At 59.3% G+C, this 11,559-nt stretch carries 11 protein-coding genes and 1 pseudogene; 9 read left to right on the forward strand and 3 right to left on the reverse strand.

From position 1 onward, the window contains the following. The first annotated feature begins 42 nt into the window (after nucleotides 1-42). The 7 genes and pseudogenes from FJ398_20470 (at nucleotide 43) to FJ398_20500 (ending at nucleotide 5,192) form a co-directional block, all read left to right on the forward strand. On the forward strand, nucleotides 43-621 hold the full coding sequence (locus FJ398_20470) for a sugar phosphate isomerase/epimerase (protein ID MBM3840290.1): 579 nt from the start codon (nucleotides 43-45) through the stop codon (nucleotides 619-621). A gap of 110 nt (nucleotides 622-731) precedes the next feature. Then, nucleotides 732-1,169 (forward strand): type II secretion system protein, encoded by a 438-nt coding sequence (locus FJ398_20475; GenBank protein ID MBM3840291.1) that lies wholly within the window; start codon nucleotides 732-734, stop codon nucleotides 1,167-1,169. Between the two features lie 63 nt (nucleotides 1,170-1,232). Next, the gene (locus FJ398_20480) at nucleotides 1,233-1,562 is read left to right on the forward strand and encodes a hypothetical protein (protein MBM3840292.1); all 330 of its coding nucleotides are present in this window, start codon (nucleotides 1,233-1,235) and stop codon (nucleotides 1,560-1,562) included. 93 nt (nucleotides 1,563-1,655) lie between these two features. Then, nucleotides 1,656-2,315, forward strand: coding sequence for a hypothetical protein (locus tag FJ398_20485; GenBank protein MBM3840293.1), 660 nt, complete (start codon nucleotides 1,656-1,658; stop codon nucleotides 2,313-2,315). Nucleotides 2,316-2,636: 321 nt separating this feature from the next. After that, entirely contained in the window at nucleotides 2,637-3,434 is a 798-nt protein-coding gene (gene larB / locus FJ398_20490) for a nickel pincer cofactor biosynthesis protein LarB (protein MBM3840294.1), read from the forward strand. A 435-nt stretch (nucleotides 3,435-3,869) separates the two neighbouring features. Further along, nucleotides 3,870-4,929, forward strand: a pseudogene (locus FJ398_20495) (LarC family nickel insertion protein). 11 nt (nucleotides 4,930-4,940) lie between these two features. Then, nucleotides 4,941-5,192, forward strand: a complete 252-nt coding sequence (locus tag FJ398_20500) for a hypothetical protein (GenBank protein ID MBM3840295.1) — start codon at nucleotides 4,941-4,943, stop codon at nucleotides 5,190-5,192. A gap of 141 nt (nucleotides 5,193-5,333) precedes the next feature. On the opposite strand, the gene FJ398_20505 is transcribed toward FJ398_20500, so the two are convergent. Together FJ398_20505 and FJ398_20510 are read right to left on the reverse strand one after the other, a co-directional pair. After that, nucleotides 5,334-6,557 carry an amidohydrolase family protein gene (locus FJ398_20505; protein MBM3840296.1) on the reverse strand — a complete coding sequence of 408 codons (1,224 nt, stop codon included), beginning with the start codon at nucleotides 6,555-6,557 and terminating at the stop codon, nucleotides 5,334-5,336. Nucleotides 6,558-6,628: 71 nt separating this feature from the next. After that, entirely contained in the window at nucleotides 6,629-7,459 is an 831-nt protein-coding gene (locus FJ398_20510; protein ID MBM3840297.1) for a hypothetical protein, read from the reverse strand. Nucleotides 7,460-7,495: 36 nt separating this feature from the next. Between FJ398_20510 and FJ398_20515 the strand changes: the two genes are divergently transcribed. Both FJ398_20515 and FJ398_20520 read left to right on the forward strand, forming a co-directional pair. After that, entirely contained in the window at nucleotides 7,496-9,085 is a 1,590-nt protein-coding gene (locus FJ398_20515; protein ID MBM3840298.1) for a spermidine synthase, read from the forward strand. 146 nt (nucleotides 9,086-9,231) lie between these two features. Continuing rightward, nucleotides 9,232-9,870: a phosphoribosyltransferase gene (locus tag FJ398_20520; GenBank protein MBM3840299.1), complete on the forward strand. Its 639-nt coding sequence runs from the start codon at nucleotides 9,232-9,234 to the stop codon at nucleotides 9,868-9,870. 114 nt (nucleotides 9,871-9,984) lie between these two features. Here the strand turns inward: FJ398_20520 and FJ398_20525 are convergent, their stop codons facing one another. Next, complete coding sequence (locus tag FJ398_20525) at nucleotides 9,985-10,959, reverse strand: tRNA-dihydrouridine synthase family protein (protein ID MBM3840300.1); 975 nt, start codon at nucleotides 10,957-10,959, stop codon at nucleotides 9,985-9,987. Between the last annotated feature and the right edge of the window lie 600 nt (nucleotides 10,960-11,559).

An 11,559-nucleotide genomic window follows, 5' to 3' on the forward strand; every position in this document is an offset into this window, starting at 1 on the left:
GGTCCTTACAGCCCGCGTTGGGGATGCTCGGACCTCGCCGCCTTGGCCACAGCCAAAATCCCTCGCCGCAGGACCCCGCGGAATTTTCGGACACGCTCTAAGACGGTCGAGTTCAACGAAACGTTGGGGAACAAATATTTGGTGGTGCCCGGCGGATTGCCCGGGACCAAAAGCATCGAAGGTTGGGCCAAGAACGCCGAGACTTTTAGCGAGATCGCGGAGAAATTGAAACCGCACCACATGCGCGTCGGTTACCATAACCATTCCGCCGAGTTCAAAGCGATTGACGGCGAGATTCCGGAGGATGTCTTTTTCAGCAAGGCGAGCCCGGACGTCTTCGTGCAACTCGACATCGGCCATTGCATCCACGGCGGGGCCGATCCCGTCGCTTACTTGAAGAAATTTCCTGGCCGCGTGCTGAACGTTCACGTGAAAGAGTATTCCCCCACCAAACGCGACGCGTTGATCGGCGAAGGCGAGATCAAGTGGCCGCAAGTGCTCGAAGCTTGCGAGACCGTCGCGGGCACGGAGTGGTACATCATCGAAGAGGAGAGCAACGCCTACAAAGGGCTGGAGGGTATCGAACGCAGTTTCCAAAATCTGAAGAAGCTGCTCGCGTAAGAGGGACCAACCGATGGAGCTGCCCATGAACCAACCCACCCCTTCACCCCTCCCAGGAGGGGAACTATCCCGCCGAGACGCAAGACCGGGGCTAACCAAAAGAGCCATTCATGCACACTAATTGCCGGCCATTCCCACGGCTCGACCAGGAGAAGACCGCTGCCTTCACACTGATCGAACTGCTCGTCGTCATCGCCATCATCGCGATCCTGGCCGGCATGTTGTTGCCGGCTTTGGCCAAATTCAAAACCAAAGCCCAAGGCATCGCCTGCCTGAACAATGGTCGCCAGATGATGATGGCGTGGAAATTATACGTGGACGATTTCCAGGACAACGTCCCGCAGTCGTACGGCCCCACCGAGTGGGTCCATGGCTCGCTGGACTTTAATGGGGCGAATCGCAGCAACTGGGATCTGAACCAGGACATCACCAAGAGCATTCTCTGGCCGTATTCCGGAAGCACGCCGGGCCTCTGGAAATGTCCGGCGGACAAGAGCACGGTCAAGAACAACAACGTGAATTATCCCGCGTGCGCAGCATCGCTATGAACGCCTGGTTCAATTCGACCGACGTCCGAGTCGTTCGGCAGCGGCTTCCGCGTTTACAAAAAAATGAGCGACCTGATCGAGCCGGGGCCCACGATGACTTGGGTGTTCTTGGATGAACGCGAAGACAGCATCAACGACGGCGAAATGGTCGTCGGCATGACCGGATATCCCGACAAACCGCAGCAATGGAAGATTGTGGATTACCCGGCCAGCTATCATGGCGGGGCGGGCGGCCTGTCCTTCGCGGATGGCCACTCGGAGATCAAGAAATGGAAAGATCCCCGCACCATGCCGGTGCTCCGCAAAGGGCAGCTCCTGTCCTTGAATGTGGCTTCGCCGAACAACCTCGACATGCTCTGGATGATGGATCGCTCCACGCGCAAGGTGAAATAAGCAGGACGATCGGAATCGAGCATGGTGCACCTGCGTTGTTCGTAACCCCGGCTTTCGAGCCGGCAAACTGGGAAGTCTCCGACCTCGTGGTCCATGAGGCGCGAATGCCTGGGAACCTGCCGACTGCAAGGTCGGCGTTACGTGATTCAAAACCAGCTTGGACTGCGCCAACCCGTTCATGGATATCTGTGGAAGACCGAAGCTTGGATTTCGGACTGCCAACTTCCTGCCAGGCGCTTCGCGAACATGGCGATTGAAGGAGAAATCGCGTTGCGTCTGGAGCGGAACGTCCCGACAACCCTGCTGGCTGACCTCGACAACGTCGCAGACTTTGTCGAGTGCTGGTTCCCGGTCATTGAACTTCACAACCACGTCTTTCGCGGGAGGAAACCCACCAGCCAGGAACTGGTCGCCGGCAACGCCATTCAGGCAGGCTTTATTTCGCCCGTTGGCCCCGGTGAACGAGATCTTGCCTCGTTGGATCGCGCTGAAATCCGGATCGAAATCGACGGCGGTCTGGTTGAGCACAAAAGCGTCGTGAGTCTGCCCAACGGTCCGCTCGGTTCGCTGCGTTGGCTGGTGTCCGCCCTGACGCGTCACGGACTAAACCTGAAGAAAGGCGATGTCGTACTGACCGGCTCTCCTGGGCGCCTGATTCCGATCAAAGCAGGAAGTTCCGTTGTCGTCAGGAGCGCGAGACAACAAGTTCACTTCTTCTGCGCGGAAGAAAGGGCCGCCGAGCCAGGAGGTTGAGCGAGGTAATTCCACTTCGCTTTCAAAATGAGACGAGGGCCCCTCACCCCATCCCTCTCCCGATCGGATGGGGTGAGGGTGTCCGTAGGACTTGCGCCGCCGGTTAAACCCGATCTTCAATCTGAGGAATGGACCTCAGCGCGACAAGGGGGAGGGAGTGGCCATCAGGCCTCTCGCTTACCCGCTTCCTCGCGAGCCAAATTCAATCGACAGCGCGATGGACCGGCTCGTCAGGAGCCTCGCCCCACCGGCTTTAATCAAGTGGGGCCTTACAGTCTTTTCCTGCGTGACCCCTGGAATGTTTCGTGACATTTTGCCCGCGTGACAACCACGGAAGCGACCCAACTGCTCGAAGATTACCGCCTGGGAAAAGTCAGCCGCGAAAAAGTGCTTCACGCGTTCCAGGCCGCGCCTCTGGCCGATCTGGGATTCGCTCAAGTCGATACTCACCGCGCCCTGCGGAAGGGATTTCCGGAGGTCATTTTCGGCGCCGGAAAGACCGCGGACCAAATCGTCGCCATCGCCCGCAGAATCTGGAAGCAGGAGGATCGTCTGCTGATTACGCGCGTGAATGCTGCCCAGGCGCAGGCGATCTCCAAACACATCAAGCGCGCCGTTTACCACGAACAAGCCCGCTGCATCACCCTCGAGAAACGCCCCTTCCCGAAGCGCCCCGGCACCATCGCCGTGCTTTGCGCGGGGACGAGCGACTTGCCTGTCGCGGAAGAAGCGGCAGTTACGGCCGACATCATGGGCAATCACGTCCGGCGGATTTATGACGTGGGAATTTCCGGACTGCACCGCCTTCTCGCGCACCTCGAAGAATTGATGAGCGCCAACGTCTTGGTGGTCGTCGCCGGCATGGAAGGCGCGCTGCCGAGCGTTGTGGCGGGTTTGGTTCGACGGCCCGTGATCGCGGTTCCGACCAGCATCGGGTATGGAGCGAACTTTGGCGGGCTGGCCGCCTTGTTAGGCATGCTCAACAGTTGCGGCACGGGAGTGACCGTTGTAAATATCGACAACGGATTCGGCGCCGGTTACACGGCGAGCCAGATCAACGCCCTGGCCACGGAAGGCAACCCGCCTGAAACCACATCCGAGAGCAAACGACGGGATTGAGTCTCCATGAAAACGCTTTACCTGGACACATTCAGCGGCATCAGCGGCGACATGTTCCTGGGCGCAATGATTGACCTGGGAGTCGATTTCCAGTGGCTCGAAGACGAATTGGCCAAGCTCGGGCTCCACGAATACCACCTGCATGCCACGCGGAAGCAGAAGTCGAATATCCAGGGAGTGAAGTTCGATGTCCATGTGTCCGGCCACCACGAGGACGAACACGGTCATCCTCATCACCCCCACCACCACGAGGACCACGACGATCACGGGCACGGTCATGAAAGTCATGAGGAACACGCTCACGCGCACACGCACAAGCATTCGAGCCACGCGCACGACCAGAAAGACGAACACTCGCATGACGCGGAGCATGAACACAGCCGCGGCTTTGGCGAAATCAAGTCTTTGATCCAGCAGAGCCGCCTTTCAACTTGGGTGAAGGAACGAGCGCTGTCGATTTTCCAGCGCATTGCCGTGGCCGAAGGCAAAATCCATGGCCAGCCTCCGGAGAAGGTTCATTTCCATGAAGTGGGCGCGATCGATTCCATCGTCGATATTGTCGGCGCGTGCGTGGCCCTGGAGATGCTCGGAAAACCTCGCGTGTTGGCTGCTCCGGCCGTCGATGGCACGGGCTGGGTTCACTGCGCGCATGGCCGCTTTCCCATTCCCACCCTGGCCACGCTGGAGATTTTGGGCGCGCGTCGATGGCACGGGCTGGGTTCACTGCGCGCATGGCCGCTTTCCCATTCCCACCCTGGCCACGCTGGAGATTTTGGGCGCGCGTGGCGTTGCGATTACCCAATGCGACGAGCCGCACGAGCTGATTACTCCGACGGGTGCGGCGCTCCTGGCTGAGTTCGCCGAGAGTTTCGGCCCCATGCAAAACCTGGTGGCGGCGAAGGTCGGCTACGGACTGGGAACGCGCGACAACCAGACCCGTCCGAACGTTCTTCGCGCAGTGCTCGGAGAGGTGTCGCTTGCGCCTTCGTCGAGGAGCGCATCGGCGTCTGAGAACGATTGGGAGACGGACACGATTGCCGTGCTGGAAACCAATCTCGACGACTGTCATCCGGAAATTCTGGGCCACTTTGTGGAACACGCCCTGGCGCGCGGCGCGCTGGACGTTTTTCACACGCCCGTTCAAATGAAGAAAAACCGTCCCGGCGTGTTGCTGACCGTGCTCTGTTCCGCAGAGCGCGCGGATGAGTTTGCCGAAATGCTGCTGCGTGAGACCAGCGCCTTCGGGGTGCGGCGTTCCATGGCGGAACGCCGGAAGTTGCGCCGAGAGACCACCCAGATCAAAACTCCTTTCGGCGAGGTCGCGATGAAGCTTGGCAAACTCAACCGTGATATAGTTCACATGACGCCCGAATTCGAATCCTGCAAGAAACTGGCCGCCGAGGCGAACGCGCCCTTGAGGGAGGTTTACGAGGCCGCAAACCGGGCGTTGAAGTCCGACAACAAAGAGAGCAAGCCTTCCAAGAAACGAAAGTGAGCCAAAGGCCTATGATCGATCCAGAACTTCTCAAGATTATGTGTTGCCCGGAGACGCACCAGCCCATCGAACTGGCCGAACCCGCGCTCGTCGGCCAGCTCAATGAAAAAATCAGCGCCGGCCAACTCAAAAACCGGGCCGGCCAGCCCGTCCAGGAACGCCTCGACGGCGGCTTGATCCGTTCGGACAAGAAACTCGTGTATCCCATCCGCCAGGACATTCCGATCATGCTCATCGACGAGGCGATACCGTTGGAAAGCTAGCGAGCTAGTTGCGGAGCCCAGGACTACGGACGCACGGCGCAGGAGAGCTTCGGTCATCCCTCAGTAAACGACGGTGGGGCGAGCCTCCTGCCGAGCCGCCACCATTGAGGAATGGCTCGGCAGGAGCCTCGCCCCACCTTGTTATGGATTGTCGCCTTGTGGCGTCGTGAATTCCACGCCACCGATGAACACTCTTTTCACCCCCAGTTCCTTGCTCAGCACGAGCACATCCGCGCGTTTGCCGACTTCCAGGCTGCCGATTTCTCGCTCCATTCCCACGCGTTCCGCCGGCGTCAGGCTGCCTATGCGTACGGCTTCGCAGAGGCTTGCGCTCGTCATCCGGGTCATGTTTCGGACCATCGTGTCCATGCCCACGACCGAACTGGCTAATCCACCGCCCGGAATGAAACCCACTTTGCCGTCGCTCTGAAACCATTCCCCGTCCTCCTTGGGCCCGAATCGATAATTGCCCGGAGGCATGTCCAGCGCTCGATTCGCGTCCGTCACCAGGCAAAGCCGGCTCGGCTCTTTCATGACGAACGCAAACTCCAGAAGCTCCGGCGCCAGGTGGCAGCCATCCGCAATGACTTCGGTGCTCATCTCGCCGTGCATCAGGACGAACTGCTCCATGCTCCCTTGTGACGGCGTCCCAAACCGCGCCCGGATGCTCGGCACCGAACTCATCGCGCACCAGAAATGATCCACGTGCCGCATTCCGGACTCAAACGCTCGCTTCATCTCGGACCAACTGGCGTCGGAATGCCCGCATGTAACGAGGTACCCGCGCCGGCTGGCCTCCCCGTAAAAGGCCTCCGCCCCCGGCAACTCAGCCGCACACGTCGCGACGCGGATAATGTCCATGTCAAACGCGCGCAAATACTCCTCCGGGTCCGGGTCGCGCCGTCCACTTTGCGAATGGCATCCCACCTTCGCCTCGGCGAAGTACGGGCCGTAAAAGTGGACTCCGCCAATGCGCGCGCCGTTGGAAACCGCATCGCTCCGTTTGACCGCCTGACAACTGTGAAGCATGGCGAAAATCTGTTCCGGCAATCCGGTCGTGGTCGTGGGAAAGATCGTCGTCGTTCCGTGACGGGCGTGAGCGCGCGCAACTTGCCCAACCGCCTCCTCGGTCCCGTCCATAAAGTCCGCATCGGCGCCACCATGAACATGGATATCGACAAAGCCCGGACCAATGAAGCCTCCTCCGGCATCGACGAAATTCGCGCCGGCGGGAATCTCGATTGATCCGCGCTCCCCGACCCCGGCAATGCGGCCATGTTGGCAGATCACGATGCCACGTTGGATCACGCGGTCCGGCAGAATCACCGTTCCATTCTGAATAACGAGCGACTGTTCAGATTTCATGTTGTCTTTACTACGCCGTTCACCGTTTCACCTGGCAACGCGTCAACGCTTGTAACGCTCTCACGACTCCGTCATCCGCCCACCGCCGTGTACTTGCGAATGCCGCGGCTCCACACCACCCGCGCCAGAACGTAGAACGCCGCGACCCAAAAGATTTGAATCAACAGGCCTTGCCACAACATCGCCCCCGACGTGCGGCCGAGATAAATGCTGACGGGGAAGAAAAGCTGATACGGAAACGGCGTGTAAGTCAGCGCCTGGGTCAGCGCCGGCGGCAGGATATCGAGCGGAAACAAATGTCCGCCCGCGATGTACTCGAACGCAAACAGAATGAAAATGAATGTGGACACCTCCAGGACCCAAAACGCCAGCAGCGCCATGGTGAAGGACATGAAAAACTGGAGCAGTCCGGTCAGGAGCGTTGCGATCAGAAAAATCGCCAGCGTGGACAGATCCGGCGGCCAGACCAGGTACTCTCGCTGCAGGAAAACGAACAAGCCTACCGGAACGAGAGCGACCAACGTATAAATCATCCGCCCCGCCAGAAACAGGCAAAGCCGGTAGCTCAGGTAATCGATGGGTTTGATGAGAAAGTGGTTGATGTTTCCGTCCCGAATGTCCGCCGCGATCTGCCAGTCATCTTCATTGACGGCGGTGAGCATGTCCACCAGCGTCACGAGCAGATAGTACGAAACCATGGACGCATACGTGTAACCCGCCACGCCCTCGGCGGAGTCCCGGCTCGCATAGACCGCCTTCCACAGGTAAATCGTCGCCATCAACGGAATGAGGCCGAACACGCTGCGGAAGAGGAAATTGATCCGGTACACGAGCGTGTTCTGAATCCCGATATTGAGGACATGCCAGTATTTGCGCACGGCGGCGCGATTCTCAAATTTCAAATTTCAAATTTCAAATTTAATCAGTAGAAGACGGGCGTGAAAAAGAAGCCCGCTCCCGTTTCCGAGCAACCGCTGTCGCCTGCGCTGCGCCGATACCTCTATTTCTCGGCCGCCTGCACCGGCGCGGCGATCATGATCATCGAGATTCTGGGCGCCAAGATGCTCGCGCCGTTCTTTGGCACTTCGCACTTCGTGTGGACCGCGCAAATCGGCGTCACCCTGCTCGCGCTGGCGACCGGCTATTACGCCGGCGGCCGGCTTGTGGACCGGAATCCGAGGTTAAGCCGAATCTACGCCTGCGTCTTGATCGCCGCCATCTATCTGGGACTGACGATTGTGATTGTCGAGCCGGTTTCCTACTGGTGCCTGAAATTCAAACTGGCTCTAGGTTCGTTGATCGCCGCGCTATTTCTTTTCTTCGTTCCACTGGCGTTGCTCGCCATGGTCGGGCCGTTTCTGGTCCGCGTGCTGACCGTTTCCGTGGAGAACGTCGGCGGCATTATCGGACGGCTCACCGCTATCAGCACTTTGGGAAGCGTCGTGGGCACGGTGCTCATTGGCTACGTGGTGGTGCCTTTTCTGCCCAACTCGAAGACGATGTATTGCACTTCCGGATTTCTCATGGCGATCGTGGCGGCGTATTTCTTTTTGTGGGAGACTGCCAAAGGCGCATCGCCTGCGGCCGCCGTTGGAATCGCCTTCGGCCTTCTGCTCGGGTATGGCGGAACCACGAAGGAAAAGCTCGTCCGCACTTCGACGACGGATGAACTCTACCGCGCCAATTCAAATTTTGGCTTGTTGCAAGTGACCCAGCACAAGGGCAGCTCCGAGCGCTATTATTACAACGACTACCTTGTTCAAAACATTTACGATCCGGTTCAAAAGAAGAGCCTCGCGCTGTTCACTTACGCGTTGCACCAGTTGGCGCACGCCTACACCCCGCGCCTGGAACGCGCGCTCTGCATCGGACTGGGCGTGGGAATTGTGCCCATGCAGTTCGCTCGCGAAGGAGTCAAGGTGGACGTCGTCGAGATCAACCCCGGTGTCGTCGCCGTGGCGACGAACCACTTCGACTGTGAGATTGAGAAGCTCAATCTGTTCATTGGCGACGGGCGGCATTTCGTCAACGACACGCAAGAGAAATACGACACCATTATCCTGGACGCGTTCCTGGGAGATTCTTCACCGTCGCATCTCATGACCACGAATGCCTTCGGCGCGATGCGCCGCATCCTTAAAGAGAACGGCACGCTGGTCATTAACAGCTTTGGATCGTTCGAGCCGGGGCGGGACTACTTCACCGCTTCGCTGGAGAAAACGCTGCGCCAGGTGTTCAAATCCGTGCGGGCTCATTCGGATGGGAGCGGCGGCACGGTGAATGTGTTTTTTGTAGCTTCGGATCAGCCGGATCTGCGTCCTCTGAAGGAGCCCGATTTCGAGACGGTCCACCCCCACGTCCGGCAACGCGCGCGCAGCGCCTATGCGTCATCCCGCACTTCTGATCCCGCTCATGGCATCGTTTTGACTGACGACTACAATCCCATCGAATTTTACGACGCCGCGACCCGCGAGGAACACCGCCGCAGTCTGGCGCTTTACATGCCGCTGCACTCGCGTTCCCGATAAGACGGACGTAAAGGCCAACCGCGAATGCACGCCAATTCACGTGTATCGGGAGTCTTTGTTGGGTTGCTGCCGAGTTCTGCCCGGTTCATTCGCGTGAATTCGCGTTCATTCGCGGTTGCCCTGAACAGTCACGAATCGACCACGCCATGACCTTTGCCTCTCGAAAGGAAGCGGGCGAGAAACTCGGACGCGCGCTGGCCGCCCGGCACGTCCAGGCGGACGTGGTCCTCGGTTTGCCGCGCGGCGGCGTCGTGGTCGCGGCGGAGATCGCGCGCATCTTGAAACGGCCGTTGGACGTCCTCGTCGTGCGTAAGATTGGCCATCCGCGTTTTCGCGAGTTCGCCGTCGGCGCGCTCGCGGAAGGCGAGACCGTGGTGCTGGACCAGCACGTCGTGGACCGGACCGAAGCGAGCCGAGAGGAATTGGATGAGGTCATTGCCGAGGAAACCGCGCGGCTGAAGGATTACGTGAAAAAATTCGAGCGCGGGAAGCGGAGTCCGATCGACGGCAAATCCGTGGTTCTGGTCGATGACGGTCTGGCCACCGGAGCGACCACCGAAGTGGCCGTTCGTTCCGCGAAAAAGCAGGGCGCCAGGCGAATCACCGTGGCCGTACCGGTGGCTTCGACCAATGGCATGGCCCGGCTGGCCAGCGTGTGCGATGACACGGTGGCGTTGCTCATCGATCCGAACTTCCAGGCCGTCGGGCAGTACTACGGGAGTTTTCCGCAGACGAGCGACGAGGAAGTGCTGCGCGCGTTGGAGACAGGGCTGTTCATAAAGTAGCGCAGATTCTCAAATCTGCCGTATTGCCGAATTGTATTCGGCAGGGCGTCGGAGATCCAAGCGCACCCAACCCGCCGAGACCATGCGGATTGCAAATCCGCGATACAGCAGAATTCAATTCTGCGCTACTTTGTCCATGACCCTGGCATTGGAGAAGGCAGCCAGCGCCACGGGCTGATCGTGGCTGAGAAATGCCTCGCACACGCGGAAGAAATCCGCCTCGGTCGTCACGCGCCGGATCTGGTGCAGGAACTCGCCACTCGGCTCCACGCCTTCGCCGATGAAATTCATATACTTCTTCATTTTCTGAATGTGCGCCGCCTCAGCGATTGACGGCGCAAGGACGGTCACAAACAGGTCGCGGATGTAATCGAGGACGTCGAAGCCGGTTGGCTCCCACACGAGCTCGCCGCGATAACTCTGTTCAATTTGGCGAAACAGCCACGGATTGCGGATCGCGCCCCGACCGATCATGAGGCCTCGCGCGCCGGTGGTTGCCAGGATTTCGCGCGCTGTCTCCGTGGAATCCACATTGCCATTGGCCAGCACGGGGCATGGCACCGATTCCACGGCCCGAGCGATCAGATCGTAATGGACCTTTGGCTGATACATTTCGCGCACGGTCCTTCCGTGGACCGTGAGCAAGTCCAGCGAATGCCGCGCGAAGATGCTCAGCAGTGCGTCGAAGCGGTCAGGTGATTCAAATCCAATCCGCGTCTTCACCGTGAACCGGATCGAAATCGCGTCCCGCAACGCGCCGAGGATCGCATCGACTCGCTCCGGTTCGCGGAGCAATCCGCCGCCCGCGCATTTCCGATAGACGATGGGCGCGGGGCAGCCGAGGTTCAGATCGACCCCGGCGATGGGATATTGCTGGAGTTCGCGAGCCGTCCGGACGAGGGACGGGATGTCGTTGCCGATCATTTGCGCAACGACCGGCTGCCCCGTGGGATTCTCAGTGATCGACCGAAGAATCATTCGATCCAGATTCGAGGTTTCGTGGACGCGGAAGTATTCGGTGAAATACAAGTCGGCGCCGCCATATTGCGCCATGAGCCGCCAGAGCGGCAAATCCGTCACGTCCTGCATGGGCGCGAGGGCGAGCACGGGCTCGCTGCCGGCCAGCAGATTGTCAAATTGAGCTTGAACGTTCACTCGAACGGCATTGTGAAGCACGGCCCACGGATTGACAACGTTTCGCAAACGAAGCGGCCAGAACGACCTGGGCGAGAGGAGGTGTCATGACCCCATCGCTTTCAGCGAGGTGGACAAGCCGGCAACAGAAACCAGCAAGTGTCTCAACCATGGTCCGGCAGTGTTTTCACAGGAGGTAACAGAGATCACAGAGGCAGCAAACTCGCACACGGAAGGAGGCTGCACCGCGCGTTGGGTCAAACGCAGGCGGGCCTTGGTTTCCGCCTAAACCTTCGACTCTGTTGGCTCTGTTTCCTCCTGTTCAAATCAATGCCGTTCAAGGTCTATTTGGAGATCCTGGCTTAGAGCGTGTCCGAAAATTGCGCGGGGTCCTGCGGCGAGGGATTTTGGCTGTGGCCAAGGCGGCGAGGTCCGAGCATCCCCAACGCGGGCTGTAAGGACCGAGCCAACGCAGGCCACGGACAAAAGACCCGCCGCCCGGAGGGTTTTCGCGGAAAAGGCTGTCTGGCTTCGTTTCTCCTCAGTCGAAGATCC

This window comes from Verrucomicrobiota bacterium, assembly GCA_016871535.1.
Lineage (GTDB): Bacteria > Verrucomicrobiota > Verrucomicrobiia > Limisphaerales > SIBE01 > VHCZ01.

Coding starts and splice junctions, on each gene's coding strand:
- FJ398_20480 (MBM3840292.1), top strand. CDS start 1,233: ATGAGCGACCTGATCGAGCCGGGGCCCACGATGACTTGGGTGTTCTTG.
- FJ398_20500 (MBM3840295.1), top strand. CDS start 4,941: ATGATCGATCCAGAACTTCTCAAGATTATGTGTTGCCCGGAGACGCAC.
- FJ398_20475 (MBM3840291.1), top strand. CDS start 732: ATGCACACTAATTGCCGGCCATTCCCACGGCTCGACCAGGAGAAGACC.
- FJ398_20525 (MBM3840300.1), bottom strand. CDS start 10,959: ATGCAGGACGTGACGGATTTGCCGCTCTGGCGGCTCATGGCGCAATAT.
- FJ398_20520 (MBM3840299.1), top strand. CDS start 9,232: ATGACCTTTGCCTCTCGAAAGGAAGCGGGCGAGAAACTCGGACGCGCG.
- FJ398_20505 (MBM3840296.1), bottom strand. CDS start 6,557: ATGAAATCTGAACAGTCGCTCGTTATTCAGAATGGAACGGTGATTCTG.
- FJ398_20485 (MBM3840293.1), top strand. CDS start 1,656: ATGAGGCGCGAATGCCTGGGAACCTGCCGACTGCAAGGTCGGCGTTAC.